This is a genomic window from Victivallis vadensis, assembly GCF_003096415.1.
In the GTDB taxonomy this organism is placed as follows: Bacteria; Verrucomicrobiota; Lentisphaeria; order Victivallales; family Victivallaceae; genus Victivallis; species Victivallis vadensis.
The window spans coordinates 152,006-167,915 of the sequence record NZ_QEKH01000008.1; the positions used below are offsets into that span (position 1 = coordinate 152,006).

General features: G+C 60.9%; 11 protein-coding genes. 10 read left to right on the forward strand and 1 reads right to left on the reverse strand.

Going from position 1 to position 15,910, the window contains the following annotated elements; translation table 11 throughout:
- Positions 1 to 146: 146 nt before the first annotated feature.
- The 5 genes from C8D82_RS06630 (at position 147) to queC (ending at position 3,927) form a co-directional block, all read left to right on the forward strand.
- Complete coding sequence (locus C8D82_RS06630) at positions 147 to 1,547, forward strand: hypothetical protein (protein ID WP_133245094.1); 1,401 nt, start codon at positions 147 to 149, stop codon at positions 1,545 to 1,547.
- A gap of 68 nt (positions 1,548 to 1,615) precedes the next feature.
- Complete coding sequence (trxA, locus tag C8D82_RS06635) at positions 1,616 to 1,930, forward strand: thioredoxin (protein WP_116883493.1); 315 nt, start codon at positions 1,616 to 1,618, stop codon at positions 1,928 to 1,930.
- A gap of 285 nt (positions 1,931 to 2,215) precedes the next feature.
- Entirely contained in the window at positions 2,216 to 2,587 is a 372-nt protein-coding gene (gene queD, locus C8D82_RS06640) for a 6-carboxytetrahydropterin synthase QueD (RefSeq protein ID WP_116883494.1), read from the forward strand.
- A 2-nt stretch (positions 2,588 to 2,589) separates the two neighbouring features.
- Positions 2,590 to 3,234 carry a 7-carboxy-7-deazaguanine synthase QueE gene (locus C8D82_RS06645; protein WP_116883495.1) on the forward strand — a complete coding sequence of 215 codons (645 nt, stop codon included), beginning with the start codon at positions 2,590 to 2,592 and terminating at the stop codon, positions 3,232 to 3,234.
- A gap of 15 nt (positions 3,235 to 3,249) precedes the next feature.
- Entirely contained in the window at positions 3,250 to 3,927 is a 678-nt protein-coding gene (gene queC, locus C8D82_RS06650; RefSeq protein ID WP_116883496.1) for a 7-cyano-7-deazaguanine synthase QueC, read from the forward strand.
- Positions 3,928 to 4,309: 382 nt separating this feature from the next.
- Here the strand turns inward: queC and C8D82_RS06655 are convergent, their stop codons facing one another.
- A complete protein-coding gene (locus C8D82_RS06655; protein WP_165832882.1) occupies positions 4,310 to 7,468 on the reverse strand; it encodes an ankyrin repeat domain-containing protein in 3,159 nt (1,052 codons plus the stop codon).
- Positions 7,469 to 7,847: 379 nt separating this feature from the next.
- Between C8D82_RS06655 and C8D82_RS06660 the strand changes: the two genes are divergently transcribed.
- The 5 genes from C8D82_RS06660 to C8D82_RS06685 all read left to right on the forward strand — a co-directional run bounded on the left by C8D82_RS06660 (position 7,848) and on the right by C8D82_RS06685 (position 14,992).
- Positions 7,848 to 8,897 carry a GntR family transcriptional regulator gene (locus tag C8D82_RS06660; protein WP_116883498.1) on the forward strand — a complete coding sequence of 350 codons (1,050 nt, stop codon included), beginning with the start codon at positions 7,848 to 7,850 and terminating at the stop codon, positions 8,895 to 8,897.
- Between the two features lie 10 nt (positions 8,898 to 8,907).
- Positions 8,908 to 9,645, forward strand: a complete 738-nt coding sequence (locus tag C8D82_RS21125; RefSeq protein WP_207776078.1) for a prepilin-type N-terminal cleavage/methylation domain-containing protein — start codon at positions 8,908 to 8,910, stop codon at positions 9,643 to 9,645.
- 27 nt (positions 9,646 to 9,672) lie between these two features.
- Positions 9,673 to 10,383 (forward strand): type II secretion system protein, encoded by a 711-nt coding sequence (locus C8D82_RS06670; protein WP_116883499.1) that lies wholly within the window; start codon positions 9,673 to 9,675, stop codon positions 10,381 to 10,383.
- Between the two features lie 15 nt (positions 10,384 to 10,398).
- Positions 10,399 to 13,740, forward strand: coding sequence for a hypothetical protein (locus C8D82_RS06675; RefSeq protein ID WP_133245095.1), 3,342 nt, complete (start codon positions 10,399 to 10,401; stop codon positions 13,738 to 13,740).
- Positions 13,741 to 13,990: 250 nt separating this feature from the next.
- On the forward strand, positions 13,991 to 14,992 hold the full coding sequence (locus C8D82_RS06685) for a GntR family transcriptional regulator (RefSeq protein ID WP_116883502.1): 1,002 nt from the start codon (positions 13,991 to 13,993) through the stop codon (positions 14,990 to 14,992).
- Positions 14,993 to 15,910: the final 918 nt, after the last annotated feature.

Here is a 15,910-nt window from a genome sequence, read left to right on the forward strand (position 1 = left end):
TATAATACGATCGCCGACAATGTCAAGTCCATCTGAAACCGGGAAGCGGGATTCACAAAAAATATGGGAATCCGGGCTTGCTTTTCCGTTTTCTTTCGATATACTATTTGGCGGGCGGCAATATTGTTTTTCACAGGGGGATTCCGATGAGATGTTTACCGGCGGCGGTACTGGCGATCTTTCTCGCCGCCGCAACCGGCCTCGCGGCCGGGACGCTCGACGACCTCGAAACCGCCCTGAACAATATGGAGCTGCGTTTCTGGACCGATATTTACGATCTCGGCTCCGGGCGGGATTTCCTGAACAACGCCAACGCCGTCCGGGAATCCGAAGCGCGACTCCGGCAGGTTTTCCAGTTGACCCGGAAACTCCAAGGCGAGCTGCGTGAACGCGGCATCGACCCGCTGCAATTCCCGGTCGCGCAGGCCGGCTCCACGCTGTTCGACATCTGGCGGCAGAACCGGAACCTCAGCAACCAGATGCGCAACCGCCGCGTGTTCCGGCAGGAGCAGCCGCTCTCCCGGGACCACCTCGGCATGATCATGATGACCGGCGTCGCCCACCGCGATCCCGAACAGGGGGACTACGAGGCGTGGCTCTCCGACGTGGCGGCACGGAACACCGAACTCTTTTACCCGGAACCGCTCCGGGAGTGGCGGGAATATCTCCCGCTCTATCGATTCGGTCCCGGAGCACCCCGCAAACCGCGTAAAATCTGGTATGAGGACGCCCTGATCGTAACCGCCAACCGTTACTTCCTCACCCTCGCACAGCTGCGGTCGCAGCTCGCCCGGCTGCGGGAATTCTTCGAGAGCAACACCAACGGCCGGGACGAACCGCCTCCGGCGGACGCGTTCTTCGCCGCCGTGCTCCGGGCGGAAGCCGCCGCCAACCGGGTGGAACGCGGCTTCTGGGATGTGGTCTACAAAGGCAAATTCATGGATATGCCCTCAGCGGCCGAATTCGATGAAGCAATCCGGCAGTTCGCCCACCTGACCCGCCGGTTGCAGGATGAGGTCGTCAGCCGCGGGCTGGACATCCGGGCCTACGATGTGGCTCAGGCCGGCGTAACCGTCTCCGCCCTGTGGGAAAGTGATTCGCTGTTGCGCGGCCTGATGAAAAAGGCGTTCAATCCGCGCAGCGTGCCGCTGTTGCGGAAAATTCCGGCGGCGGACGCCGACCGGGTCGCGATGCTCTACAGCTTCCGCGCCATCGAGGACGCGCTGCAGGAGCGAAACCGCACCGCCGACTACAGCCGCAGCCGGGAGAGCATTCCGCTGCATCAGTACAACTCCTGCATGCCGGAAGCGGGCCTGACCATCCTCTCCGAAGCCAACTTCAACGGCAACCGCCGCAGCGCCGCCGGGGAATTTCCGGCGTGGCTGGAGCTCACCCGGATGCGGAACATCGAAATTTTCTCCCGCGCCGCCGGAAGCGACTCCCGGCTGGCCGCCGTGGCCAGGCGTTATTTCGAAGCGTTCTCCCGGCTCCGCCGCCAGCTCTACGAACTGAAAAGATTGCCTTCCAGCGCCGCTCCGCCGAAATAATGATTTGCATTTTCGGCAAAAGATGTTATCTTGAATAATATCGTAATGATAAGTGAGGAGAAACTATCATGGCTGAAATCAAAGAACTCAATTCGACGAATTTCGAAGAAGTGACGAAATCCGGCGTGGTGCTGGTGGACTTCTGGGCGCCGTGGTGCAACCCGTGCAAAATGCTCGGCACCATTCTGGACCAGGTCGCCAAAGAGGCGCCGGAAGGCGTGGTGATCGGCAAAGTCAACGTCGACGACAACAAGGAGCTGGCCGCCAGATTTGAAGTGGTCAACATTCCGCGCATGTTCCTGTACAAGGACGGGCAGGTCGTCAAGGAATTCAACGGCATCCAGAGCAAACCCAAACTGATCGACGCGTTAACCAACGCCTGACCATTATCCTCCGGCCGTCCGCCCTGCGTCACGGCAGGAGGCGTTCCCCGGGGCTTTCGCTATCCCCAACAGTAGCGGAAGTCCCAACTCCCGGGGCTTTCGCTATCCCCAACAGTAGCGGAAGTCCCAACTCCCGGGGCTTTCGCTATCCCCAACAGTAGCGGAAGTCCCAACTCCCGGTCCTCCCTGTGTACCCCCCAAGTACACAGGGAGGATTTTTTGCATTTCCGCCTCCGGCCATGTATATTACTTGGAAAACAACTCACACATTCAAGGAATGCCATCATGTTTGAAATTGAAATCGACCGCAGTTTCTCCGCCGCCCACCAGTTGCGCGGCTATAACGGCGACTGCTGCAAGCTGCACGGCCACAACTACAAAATCACCGTGACGGTCCGTTCTTCCGAACTCGACGAAATCGGCATCGCGCTGGATTTCAAGAAGCTGAAAGCCGAACTGGATGCGCTGCTGGCCGAATACGACCATTCCAACCTCTCCGAGCTTGCCGATTTTCAGGCGGTCAATCCGACCAGCGAAAACCTCGCGCGCACCATCTACCGCAAGATCAGCGAAAAGATGAACAGCGGCACCATCCGGGTCCACCGGGTCCGCGTCGGCGAATCCGACCACTCCGCGGTCACCTACTTCGAGGATTGACCGTGCCGCGCCTGGTGGAAGCTTTCCTGAGTTTGCAGGGGGAATCGACCCATGCGGGCCGCCGCTGCATCTTCCTGCGGCTGGCGGGCTGCAACCTCGATTGCAATTACTGCGACACGATGTACGCCCACAGCCCGGAATCCGGCGAAGAAAGAAGCGTGGACGAACTGGTTGCCGCCGCAGCCTCCTTCCCCTGCCGCCTGGTCGAAATCACCGGAGGCGAACCGCTGCTGACGCCCGAAACCCCGGAGCTCTGCCGCCGGCTGCTTGCGCTCGGCTTCGAGGTGCTGATCGAAACCAACGGTTCGCTCCCGATCGCGCCGCTGCCCGCCGAGGTCCGCAAGATCCTCGACTGCAAGCTGCCCGGCTCCGGCATGAGCAACCGGAATTTATATGACAACTACGCACTGCTGCAGCCGCATGACGAAGTCAAGTTCGTGGTTTCCAGTCGTGAGGACTTCGATTTCGCGCTCGATGTGATCCGCCGGTACGACCTGCCGGGCAAAACCGCGAACCTCCTGTTCAGCCCCGTGTGGGGCCGGGTCGGATTCGCCGACCTCGCCCGCTGGATCGTCGACGCCGGAGCGCCCGGCCGGATGCAGCTGCAGCTCCATAAACTGATCTGGGGCGACAAGCCCGGAGTATGACAAGGAACATCCATCATGAATAAACGCGCAGTGATCCTGCTCAGCGGCGGACTCGACTCCGCCACCGTCCTCGCGATCGCCGGATCCGAAGGATTCGACTGTTACACGATGAGCTTCGACTACGGCCAGCGCCACCGCTGCGAACTCGAAGCCGCCGGACGCATCGCCGCCGCCCTCGGCGCGGTCAAACACAACACCGTTAAAATCGACCTGCGCCAGTGGGGCGGTTCCGCCCTGACCGACGATGCGCTCGCGGTGCCGGATGCGGAGGACTCCCACGGGATTCCAATCACTTACGTACCGGCCCGCAACCTGATCTTCCTCTCCTTCGCAACCGCCTGGGCCGAAGTACTCGGCGCGCGCGACATCTTCATCGGCGTCAACAGCGTCGACTACTCCGGCTACCCCGACTGCCGCCCGAAGTTCATCGAATCCTTTCAGGAAACCGCCCGCCTCGGCACCTGCGCCGTGGACGAGGGCTGGCACTATTCGATCAACGCTCCGCTCCAGAACCTCAGCAAAGCCGAAATCATCCGCCGCGGCGTCGCCCTCGGCGTCGACTACGGGTTGACCACCAGCTGCTACAACCCCGACTCCGAAGGCCGCAGCTGCGGCAAATGCGCAAGCTGCTCCCTGCGCATCGCGGGCTTCCGCGAAGCAGGCGTCCCCGATCCCACCCGTTATCACCGGTAGTCTGCCTCCGGCGGCCGGGGGCGCTTCGCCCCCCGGCCCCCCAGACCGGCAAGGTGCCGGCGCCGGGTACGGTTTCGAGCTTTTTGCTACGCAAAAATCTCAAAACCGGGGTTATTATCTATCAGTTTATTGGCTCTATCGGCGGTATTTGCCGCCGGGTGCTACCCGGTCGTGATCCAACGGCGAAACCGTTGGCCGTCGGAGACAGTCACGGCAGCGGCACCTTGCCGCCGCTGCTGCGCCCAGCTACCGGTGCCTGATTGCAAATCAGGCCGCGTAGCGCACAAGGTCTGCCGCCCGGCAGGGCGGGCAGACCCGCCTGCCTTCAAAACGGCAGGCTTCCCCAGCGAATCGCCTCCGGCGGCCGGAAGTATTTCGGCGGCTACCGGCTCTCTTTGTTTTTCCCGCGCCGTTTCCGGGCGGCCCCGGCCAGCGCAATCAGGAGCAGGCCCGCTGCGAACAGACACAGGCTGTTTGCCGGAAAAACATCCAATCCGCCCGCTGCGGCTTCCCGACGTTCGCGGCGGGCAGAGCCGGGTTCGGGAGGCAGTTCGTTTCCGCGCCTGCCTCCGATACCGGCGAGATACTCCGCCAGTTCCCGATTGCCGCCCGCCTCCGCGATGTCAAGCGGCGTCTTGCCGCCGTTGTCCCTGATGTTGATTTCCATGCCCCGCCCGACCAGATAACGGACGATCTCCACAGGAGTTCCGCTGCGCGCCATGAAGTGCAGCGGCGTTTCTCCGCCGCGGTTCCGGATATTCAGGTCAATCCCCGGATATTCCGCAAACAATTTGTAAATCCGGAGCGGAGCGCGCACCTGCGGCAGATACATCAGGCAGACGTCGCCGTCATGATCCCCCAGGTTGGGATCGGCTCCGTGTTCCAGCAGAATGCGGATCACCGCATCGTATTTCTTCGTGGCGGCGATATGCAGCGGCGTATGCCCGCTGCGGTTCCTCAGCTCCACCGGAACACCCAGCTCCAGCAGCGCCACGACCATCTCCGCATTCCCCTGCCGCGAAGCGATATGGATCGGGGCGTAGCCGAGTTTGGGATCGCGCCGGTCCAGCGGGTCCCCGGATTCATGCAGTTTTTTCAGCAGCAGCGGGTCTTTGCCCTCCTTCGCGATGTTATAGGCGAACTCCCCCGGATAGTTCTCATGTTCCTTGCTGCGGTAGCCGAAAGCGACCATTTCCTGCGCCACATCCGCCCGATCGCGCTTCCCGGCAACCGCAAAGGCGCTCAGGATTTTGCCGCCGCTGCCGCAACACTCCTGCGGTGAACAATTCAACCGCCAGCGGGCGTAGAAATCGATCAGAAATTCCCGTTCCCCGACCGCAAGGTTTTGATCCCCGATGATCTCCCGCAGCGTCTCCAGGGCGGCGGCGTCCCCGGCATCCGCCAGCAGGCGCCGTTCCGCTTCGCGCAGGGGAGCGGCGAACTTCCCGGTGAAGAGCTTCAGCCGGAGCATGAGATCGTCATACCAGGGCGTCCCGATCTGCTCCGCGAAAAAGTCGCCGCGCTGCCACCTGCCGCTTTTCGCGAATTTCTCCGCCCCGCCGTACTCCTCCAGCGTCTTTGCCGCGTCATCGTAACGCAATTCCGCCATCTCCCGGCAGAAACGGTGAAAAAGGAAATTGTTCCACCCCGGCGTATTCCTCGATTTCCGCTCATATTCGGTGAACAGCCGGTCGGAACGCCGGCGGATCTCCGGGTCAAGATAGACATTCTGCCACCCCATTCCCCGGTAATCCCATGCGATCTGGCCGAGGCACTGATACCCCATGGACGGAACCGCGATATCCCGCCGGGGGCAATCCATCGCTTCCACGGCCAGCCGGCGGATCAATTCATGGGAACCGCCCCAGCGCGGCAGCAGCCCCCACAGAAGTTTTCCATAACCGGCGGTATTTTCCGGGTCGATCCGGATCAGCCCTTTGAACGCCTCGATCATCGCCTCCCGGGTGCCCCCTCCCATCTCCACAGTGATCAACTGGATGTAGGGATTCGCCCGGTCCGGGTGAAGTTTCAAAGCGTTGTGAAAATGGGTCCGGGCCGCGTCGAGATTCTCCTCGAATCCCTTCCACCCCTCCTTCGATACCGTGAAAGCCCAGCCGCCGCCGCGGCTTTCCCACGCCCACGCGATGGCGGCGCGCCCCCGGATCATCTCCCAGAACCACGGATCGATCTGATCCATGCGGGGCTTCAGCCGGGCTTCCAGCCGCCCCCAGTAGCGCGAGCCGCAGCCGCTGTTGCCGGAAAGCAGGTTATAGAACCACTGATAACAGATTCGCCCCTGCCATTTTCCGGCGAGGACGGCGGCTTCGATCTCCGAAATCAGCCGCGTGTTGTAATCCTGATACTCCGGCGTTTTTTCCTTCCAGTAATTCCGGGCGAACGTCAGAAGTTCCACCCGGGCCAGATGGGATTCCGGCAGCTGCCGCAGCAATTGCCGCAACGCCGACCGGGCGGCGCGGTCCTGCCCGGAGCGGTACAGACGCGTAATGCGTTCCGCCTCCGCCCAGCGGTCGTCGAACGGCTCCGTTTCCACCTCTTCCGGCTTGAGTTCCGGCAGATTCCCCCGATAAAAGTAGGCGATGAACGACCTGATCTTCGCCGGGTCGCTCTGCGGCGAATCCTCACACAGCAGTTTTTCATAATCCGCCACGCGCCGCTCGGCCTCCTCGCTGCTCGTCCTGCGGTTCTCCCAATTCCGGTAGAGGCCGGCAAACGGATTGGCGGGCCGGGCACGAACCGTCTCCTCGGGAGGCGGCAGCAGGGCGATCCGCTCCGCATCCAGAAGACGCCTGCGTTCCGTTTCACCGACGCGGCGGAAAAAGAAGCGCAATTCCGTTTCCGGGGCCTCCCGGAAATATGTTTTGAGAATCGTCTCCACTTCGGGCTGTTCCCGACTCACCGCGAGCAGCGACCAGTGGGCGGCTGCCGCGGTGAGGTTGAACGTTTTCCCAGCTTTCTCCCTGAGCGGCGAAAGTGCCAGTTGCAACACCTTCAACGGGTATTCCCGTTTCCCCGAAGCGAAGTAGGCGCCCCATGCGAAATCAGGATTTGCATCGGCGATTTCCTGCAACTGCCTGCCGGAAAGCGCAAAACTCCCGGATTCCGTTCCCGGTTCCACCCCGGCGGCTTTTTCCGCAAGATTTCCGTATTCCGGGTAGATCGCCGGAACGACCGCCAGAAGCGCCCGCTTCAACTGTATGTTTTCAAGCGCCGCGATCCGGTCGATCCACTCCGGCATCCGCTCCGGATTCGAGCGGAACACCTCAGAAAAGAAGCCGCACAAAGGCATAACGGCGTGTTCCGTCAACGGGGCCGTGTCCAACAACTTCAGAAGCCCGGAAATGGAGGATGGATCAGGATTCCCTCGGTAAGCGGTAATCCGCTCATTGACCGTCGCCGCTTCACCATGCCCCGGCCCCCGTCCGGCGGCGCCATCCGTTCTCAAGGTGCTTTTCGCCTCCGCTCCCGACATTCCGCCCCCCGCGACCACAACCGCGACGGCAATCAGGGTCCGGATTTTCATAACGGCATCTGCCCTGCTTTTGTTCCGGCTCCGAAAAAAAAGCCCATCGGAAATCGCCGGATCCGCAGCCGCCTGCCGTGGCTCACCCATCGCCCGAAACTTGTCCATCACGCCCATATCTCCCTCCCTGATAAAAACGGATTACGGAACAAAACGGAAACAGTCTGCCGGGAATATTATACCGCATTCCAAATCGATATGCAAGATAATAGATAAAAATTTATTGCAAAAAGCACCACGCGCCCGAAGCCCTGCCGACACTTCGTCCCTCTGCCCGGATAGTTTTTTTCGTTTTTTTTCGGATTTCCACTTGCTTTTTCGATGATTTTCGTCCATAATATTTACATGCAAACATAACATGTAAGTTTACAGGTCATCGATGAAGAAAAATCTCGCCAACGAAATCTACGACTACCTGATCGCGGAGATCCGGGAACACCGGCTGCTGCCGGGCGGCCAGCTGCCGTCCGAAAGCACGCTCTGCCGTCAGTTCTATGTGAGTCGTCCGACGGTGCGCAAGGCGATCGCCCGGCTCTGCGAGGAGGGTTACGCCCAGAGCCGCCCGGGGCTGGGCTCTTATGTGACTTCCGAGCAGTCCGAAACTCCGGCAACGCCCGCCAACCGGCTCATCATCGGGATCGACGGCGTGGACTTCCACAACGAATACCAGTACTACACCCGGATCAGCCAGGGGGCGCGCGCCGCCGCCGAAGCGGCCGGCGCCATGCTCTGCCTGACCGATCTGCCCGAACTGCTGAACAGCCCCTTCAAGCGGGTCGACGCCTTCATCGCGACCCGGGTGGACCGCGACGACTTCGAGAACGCCGCCAAACTCCAGCGCAGCGGCACGCCGCTGGTGCTGCTGAACCGTTATCCGCAGCTGCCGGAGCTTGCCTACATCGCCGTCGATTTTCAGTACGAGACCTTTCTCGCGATCAACCGGATGCTGAAAAACGGCGCGCGCAACATCGCGCTGATCGGCCGCCAGACCGGCAACGTCACCTCCGCCGGGCGCACCCGCGGCTGGGAAGAGGCGTACAAGGCGAACGGCCTGCCGGTGCCGCACCACCTCGCGGTCGACTTTCAGGATTTCCACCACGACAACGACATCCTGCCGGACTTCTTCCGCCGCCATGAACTTGACGCGGTGTTCGTGACCGCCGGATACCAGCTGCCGCCGGTGCTGACTTCTCTGGCCCGGATCGGCGTGCGGCTGCCGGAGGACCTCGACGTGATCTGTTTCGACGACATCGAACGCTTCTGCGAAACCGTCAACACCCCGGTCTCCTACGTCAAAATGCCGCTGCAGGCGATGGGGGCCCGCGCGGTCGAATACCTGCTCCGCCGTCTCTCCAATCCGAACCTTGAAACGCTCCAGCTCACTTTGAATGCGTCACTGGTCGTCAACCGTTGCAAATATCTGCTTTAGGAGGGTCCGCATGAAAAGATTTTTTACGTTAATCGAACTTTTAGTAGTAATAGCGATCATCGCGATTCTCGCTTCCATGCTGCTTCCGGCCCTGAATCAGGCGCGGGAGCGTGCCCGCAGCGCCCAGTGCGTCAGCAACCTCAAGCAGTTCGGGCTGGCGGAACAGGCCTACGTCTCCGACAACGACGGCTGGAACGTGCTGAACCACTGCGCTTCGCCGTGGGGCCAGCAGTGGTATAAAAATGAAAGTTATATGAGTTCACTCGGCATTTCCGCCAAGCGGGATGCGGCCAATCTGCTGAACGGACAGGTCGCCCTTTCCGCGCTCTGCCCCGGCGCGGCCTATGCCTTCACCCATGTCGAGGACGGCAAATACAGCTTCATCGGCTACTCCTACGGCCGGAACAACGAATACGGCGCCGCATGGAACGACCCGGTCTACCGGATCATCAAATCCAGCCGCCTCCGCAGCCCTTCGGAAAAGCTGCTGGTGATGGACGCCACCGACTACAACGCCTTGTACAGCCGGGGCCGTTCCTACTTCACCTACGGCGAAAAGCCGGAAGGGGTCGACGGAGCGCAGAACAGCACTCCCGCCTACCGCCACGGCGGCAAGCTGAACACCGTTTTCTTCGACGGCCACGCCGCCGGCTCGCTGGCCCCGGAACTGCTCTACGACCCCGCCGGAACCGGCTCCGACACCTATCGGAAATATTGGAATATCCGTCCCAACGATCAGAAACCCTGATATAATATAAACAACAGGTTATTCATTATGAAAAAAGAAACCGTATCACTCTTCCCGGCGGAGACTTTCCGCCAGACTTGCCGTTTCACCCTTATTGAATTGCTCGTGGTAATCGCCATTATTGCGATTCTCGCAGGCATGCTGCAGCCCGCCCTGAACAAGGCGCGGGAGAAAGCGCAGGGGACCGCCTGCATCAACAACGTCAAGCAGATGATGACCTACGTCCAGCTTTACATGGACGACTCCCGCGGCCAGATCGTCACCGAAGGCGGCGTCAACGCCTCCTGGTCCGGCTCGCTGTGGAAGGGCGGCTACCTCGACTGGCACCGCGCCAAGGAGTTCATCTGCCCCAGCCAGGATAAAAGCCCGGCCCGGGAGGACGACATCACCATTTATTTCGCCTACGCCAACAATTACTGTGCTTTCTATGTGGAAAACCAGGAACAGAAAGAGCTGGTCCGCAGCACAGGCGCGGATGGTTCGCGCGGCTTGAGCTTCAACCGGCTCCGCTCCCCCTCCTCATTTCTGTTCATCACCGACGGCAAGCGCAACGACCGCAACAGCAGCCACAGCAAACTATGGCCCAAAGCCGCAGTCACCTGGGCTGCCCTCCCCTATGTCGGGCACAGTTCCAACTCCCTGCCGGTCGGCTGGGCGGACGGACACGTTTCGATGGCGGACAATGGCAAGCTGCATGAAACCTACTATAAAGAGACCATTCTTTTCGCAGGAAAATAACCAGGGAGACCCGATATGAGTTCCATGTTCAAACGCATTGTTACACTGCTGCTCGGCTGCCTCGCACTCGGCCTCGCCGCCGACGACGGCCTGAGCCTGACCCGGCTCGGCGAGCCGGTCATCGAACGGATTCCGTTCACGCTGCGGCTTTTCGACGACAACTGGCGCAGCTATACGCAGGGCTACCACGGTTTTTCCGTGCTGAAGGTCTCCGGCGACGCCTCCGACGGCCGGATGGAGGCGCTGCTCGAATGCGGCGGGCTGCCCAAGGGCACCCTGAACGCTTCGATCCGCCGGACGGCGCCCGGCAACTGGCAGTATTCCGCCCAAGCGGAGTTTTCCGCCCCGGCCAAGCTGAAATTCATCGGCCTGACCACCTATTTGCCGATCGAAAGTTTCTGCGGCCGGGAACTGCTGGCGGACGGCAAGCCGGTCGTGCTGCCCAAGGAACATGCCGAAGGCGCTTCCGCCTCCATTTTCCGCGGCAGGGTCTCCACGCTGGTGATTCCGACCATGGAGCGGACCATCACGCTCCGGGGCGACTTCGAGTTGCAGCTGCAGGACGACCGAGCCTACAGGATCGACCGCTATGTGGTGCGCATCGGCTTCACGCCCGCAAGCGGCTCCATCACGAAAACCGTCCTGAAACTGGACCTTTCCGAACAGCCCTACACCTCCACCGCGCTCAACCTGCGCTCCGCCGCGAACATGGCTTTCGCCGACGACAAGGCGGGCGACAAACAGGGCGGCTGGACCGATCAGGGCGCGGAGAATGACCTTCGGATGCTCCCGGTCGGCAAACAGCGCTGGCAGGGCGTGGAATTCGACATCATCGACCCGGCCGGAAACAACGGCAAATCCTGCATCGTGCTCGCCGGCCCCTCGCGCAGCTACTTCCCGAGCAGCGCCGTTGCGGAACAGAAGGGTGAGCGCGGCAATTTTCTCTATCTGCTCCACGCGCTGGCGTGGCCGTCGAACCTGCAGCAGATCGGCACGGTCAAAGTCACCTACGATGACGGCGGCGTGACCGAAATCCCGGTCACCGGCAACATCGACGTCGGCAACTGGTGGACCCCGGCCCCGCGCCGCAACGGCGAACTGGTCTGGACCGGCGAAAACACCAGCGCCTACGTCGGGCTTTACCGCTCCGTCTACCCGATCGAAAACAAGCCGATCCGCAAGCTGGAATTCACCTCGACCGGCCGTTCCGTGTGGGGCATCGCCGCCGTATCGGTCGGTTCCGGGAAGATTCCGCGCCTGAACTCCGCACCGGCCTACATCCTGCCCGGCCGCGACTGGCAGGAGATCGCCTATTGCAAGGACGTCCGGCCCGGCTCCGCAATGGATTTCTCCGGCCGCCTCGACGCTCCCGCCGGCAAATACGGCCCGGTGGTGATCCGCGACGGCAGAATGGAGTTCCGGGACCGCCCCGGCGTGCCGGTCCGTTTCTACGGCACCAACTTCTGCGCCACGGCCCAATACCTCGACAAGGAGTGGGCGGAGCGGCTCGCAGACCGCATGGCCGCCGCCGGTTTCAACGCGGTGCGGCTGCACCACCACGACGGCGGGCTTTCCAAGCGCACCCGCACCACCTCGACCGACCTCAACCCGGCCAAGCTCGACCAGCTCGACTACCTGATCGCCTGCTGCAAAAAGCGCGGCATCTACGTGACCACCGATTTGTACGTGTCGCGCCCCTTCGGCAAGGGGGAAATCCCGGAGTTCCCGGACAAATGGCTGGCGCGCCCCTCCTTCAAGGCGCTGCCTTTCCTGCTCGACTCCGCGATGGAGAACTGGAAAACCTTTTCGCGCAACTGGCTCACCCACGTCAACCCCTATACCGGCGTGGCGCTGAAAGACGATCCGGCGCTGATTTCGATCTGCCTGATCAATGAAGGCAACATCAACAACACCTGGCAGGGCGAAATTTTCGTCGCCGACCTCTACAAGGAGCGGTTCGCCGAATGGCTGAAAAAGAACGAGGCGAAATTCCCCGCCGGAACCACCTATGACGTGAAGTTCTCGCAATTCCTGGTGGACGTCTACAATCCCGGCTTCGAGGAGATGAAGCGGTTCGTGCGCGAACTCGGCGTCAGCTGCCCGATCACCGACCAGAACATGCGTTCCGAACCGCTGCTCTCGGTGATGCGCGACCGATACGACTATGTGGACAATCACAGCTACTGGGAGCATCCCCTCTTCCCGAACAAGGACTGGAAGCTGCCGTCGGCCCACTCGAACATCTCCGCGATCACCAAGGAGGCCAATGTGCCCGCCACGATGATGCCGTCGCGGCTCTTCGGCAAGCCGATGATGGTCACGGAGTTCGACTACGCTGCCCCGAATGTGTTCCGGGCCGAGGGCGCGGTGCTGATGGGCAGCTATGCGGCGCTGCAGGACTGGGATGCGCTGTTCCAGTTCGCCTACGCCCACAACGATACGAATGTGACGGAAAACAACGGCCCGACCGGCCACTTCGACCTCTCCACCGACATCGTCAAGATGCTGTCGCAGAAGATCGGGCTGGCGCTCTTCCTCGGCCGGGAGCTGAAGCCCGCCCCGCTCTCCTTCGCGGTGGCGCTCAACGGCGGCGAGGGACTGGACTTCGCCAGAGAGCTTTCCGGCCAGATTCCCCGGCTCGGGCTGATCGCCCGAATCGGCACGGTGATCCTGCCCGACGGCCGGTCCACGGCGGACAAACTGCCGGCCGACCTCGCCGGGTTCCTGAATCCCGGCTTCAACTTCCCGGAAAATACCGGCAAAATCCCGGTGTTCAACGCCGCCTCCTCCAACGTCAAGCTGTTGGAAGACATGCAGAAACAGGGTGTGCTGAAACCGGAGTGGTATGACTCCGCCGCCCGGACCTTCGACGCTTCCAACGGCCAGATCAGCCTCGACGCCAGAAACGCGACTTTCCGGGCGGTGACGCCCGGCTGCGAGGCGCTGATCCTGCCCGCCGGGAAGCAGGGCAAAGGCGGCTTCCTGACGGTGGACAACAAAGTCGGGCGCGGCGTCTTTTCCGCGATTTCAGTTGACGGCAGGCCGCTGCCGGAAGCGAAACGCACGCTGCTGCTGCACCTGACCGACACGCAGGCGAGCAAAACCAAGTACAACAGCCCGGCGATGAAGCAGCTGGAAGCCTGGGGACAGCCGCCCTACCTCGCCGCCCGGGGCGAAGCCGAACTGACCCTGAACGTCGCTCCCGACGGCAGTTATCAGCTCTACGCGCTTGACACGGCGGGCAAGCGGACCGGGGAAATCCCGTTCACCCGGATCGACGGCCGCACCATCCGCTTCCCGGCGAAAGTGTTCGGCCCGCACGGAACCACCCTCGCCTACGAGCTGGTCCGCAAGTAACCGCCCGGCGGCAGGCCCGCCGAACCGCAAAACGCATGACGGATGAAATTTTCTCCGCCGTGCGTTTTTCCTTTTCCGCCATCGGGATTTTCGCCTGTCTCCGCTGTTTTTCAGGCCGGAATGACGGTAATTTTTCAATTTTTTCCTTCCGGCATATTGACTTTTCCCAAAAAAAGGATCATAATATATATCACCTGATAACTTCTGATAACCTCTGATTTTATCAGTTTTCAGAAAGGAAACGAACGGGATGGTCCAATCATTTTTACCAGCCTGCATGAGAATCCGGCACTATGTGCTGGACTGGCTGAGCAGCACGGAAGGATCGGGGCGCAAACTGCCCTCCAGCCGCGAAATCGCGGCCAGATTCAATGTCAGCCAGCCGACCGTGGTGAAGGCGCTGCAGGAATTGATCCGGGAGGGATTCCTGATCAATCTGCCGCGGGTCGGTATTTTCAGCAATCCCGACCGGGTCGGTTCGCGCAAGAAGCTGTGGGGGATCGTGCTCGGCGACGGCCGCTGGTCGTACCTGACCGGCGAAGCGGTCATGGTGATCTTCCGCATGACGGAGAACCTGATGCGCCGGGACAGCCGCTACCGGCTGAAGGTCATCACGATGGGTGAAACGATGGATGAGGAAGAGGGCTGGCCGGAACTCTCCATGCTTTCCGGCATCTTCTGGTGGATTCCCGAGGATGAAATGCTGCCGGCGATCGGCAAGCTCGCGAAAACCGTTCCGGTGGTGGTCGTCGGCAAACAGTGCGACGAAGTCCCCTGCTTCTGCCGGGATTACAACGAGGAAAACTACCGGATCGCAAGCCGGATGCTGGCCGACGGCTGCCGGCGGCTGGTGCTGGTCAAGCCCGATATGGAAGTCGAAGCCGCAATCGCGGGAGTGGAACGCGCCTGCCGCGAAGCAAATGCCGATTTCCCGGAAGGCTGCGTGCTCGGCAATGATTCGGCCTCGCTGCGCGACCTCGAACGGATGGTCGGGCTGGGAATGACGCCGGATGGGATCATTTTCAATGTCCCTCCACAGGAATATATTCCGATGTTGAATGAAAACCCGGCGTTCGCCGATGCCGTTTTCTATTGTGACGCGGCCCATATTACCGGGGAATGGAAATTCCGTGGATATACCGGAGGCGTTGACTACGAGGAAATTGCGCCATTTCTGGCCGATTGTCTGGAGCATCCGCATGACAAGAAATGTATGAAGCAAATTGTACCGTTTCATCTGGAGCATGTTTGAGTTCACGGCGAAGCCGCCATTTCGCATAATGCCCAGTATGTTAAGCGGCAAGGTGCCGCTGCCGGGTGCGCACGCCAATGCCCCTCCGGGGGGCGTGCGGCGGCTGACACTGGCAAGCCTTGGTTGGTCTCCAAGACCATTTACGCGGCGCATATGTAAGGCCACGTTGCCTTTTACGCGGCGCACAATAAGCGCGGTAAGCGCCGCGGCGGCAAGGTGCCGCCGCCGGGTGCGCACGCCAATGCCCCTTCGGGGGGCGCGCGGCTGCTGGTACAGGCGGGCATTGGTTGGTCTCCATGACCATTTATGCGGTGCACAATAAGCGCGGTAAGCGCCGCGAACGAATGTGAGGGAATTACTTGCGGCAGCAAGTAACGAGGAACGATAGTGACGAAGCCGAACGTAGAGAGCGAAGCCCCTCTGGCGTAGTAAGCGCAGCGAACGATGAAGAGTTGACGGGCGCTGCCCGGCAAGTAAGGGGCGCTAGCCCCGCCCGCGAATGGGAGTGCTTCGCAAGTCAACAGGAGTTCCGAGGCGAGCGGGGAGGTCCGGAGGGCGAGTGGCCCTCCGGAGCCATCCGCATAAGACGTAACAACCAGTTTGTGGCCTGTAATGATACGGAAAGGCAAACTAAACTTATGAGTAAGTGCATGACCACGCGAGACTTGAAAGTGTACGGCATCGGGCCGGACAAGTAAACATAATATAAAAGTTGTTGCCTGTAATGGCCTTTGAAAGAAACACAACCGACTTACGGCGGAGGTAAAAATGCGTAACAAGATAAAGGACAAGCAAATGCAGCGAGAAAAACATGCCCGGCACATTAACATACTGGGCATTATGCGAAATGGCGGCTTCGCCGTGAACTCAAACATGCTCCAGATGAAACGGTACAATTTGCTTCATACATTTCTTGTC